Origin of the sequence: Bartonella sp. AA81SXKL, from assembly GCF_042196945.1 — a bacterium.
Lineage (GTDB): Bacteria > Pseudomonadota > Alphaproteobacteria > Rhizobiales > Rhizobiaceae > Bartonella.
In genome coordinates this window covers 1-780 of the sequence record NZ_JBHIRH010000193.1, presented here as the reverse complement: position 1 = coordinate 780, position 780 = coordinate 1, and the positions used below count along the sequence as shown (strand labels likewise).

The window sequence follows — 780 nt, the reverse complement described above, 5'->3', positions numbered from 1 at the left end:
AAATAGGTATAAAGGTTCCAGATTACTTGATAAAATTGAGAAGAAAAATTATGAAAACAGAGAGAAAAAACATCTCTCAATAGCCTTCTCTTTCAATTCTATAATAAGGCATTGACACAAATGATTTGCTAATAATAAATTTGTAATGAAAGCAGTTTATTATTTTTATAATATAAAACATCTAGAAATAAAGCATATCTCAAAAGGTTTTACTGATGAAATCTCCTACATCATCAATTCCATTTAAAATAGAAAAACATCCATCACCTTTATCAGACGAAGAACGTGAGCATATTCTCAAAAATCCTGGTTTTGGTCAATTTTTTACAGATCACATGGTGATCATTAAATGGACTAAAGATAAAGGTTGGCATAATGCTGTCATCTCTCAATACAAATCTTTAGAAATTAATCCAGCAAGTACCGTTCTGCATTATGGGCAAGAGATTTTTGAAGGTCTAAAAGCGTATCGTGCAAAAGATGGGCGTATTTTGTTATTTCGTCCTGATGCCAATGCGCAACGTTTTATAGAATCAGCAAGACGATTAGCTATGCCTGAATTGCCAAAGGACATTTTTTTAGATGCTGTTCATAAATTGGTAAGAATTGATCAAAATTGGATTTCTGGAAATCCCAATGCTAGCCTTTACATACGTCCGTTTATGTTTGGTAATGAAAACTTTTTGGGAGTTCGCCCTTCTGAAAAATATATTTTCTGTATTATAGCATCTCCTGTTGAATCCTATTTTAAAGGAGAAGAAAAACCTGTCAGTGTATGGC

Annotated in this window: 1 pseudogene; it reads left to right on the top strand. The window is 32.3% G+C overall.

From position 1 onward, the window contains the following. Nucleotides 1-215 precede the first annotated feature (215 nt). Nucleotides 216-780 (top strand): annotated as a pseudogene (locus ACFINZ_RS10530) (branched chain amino acid aminotransferase); the annotation flags it as partial.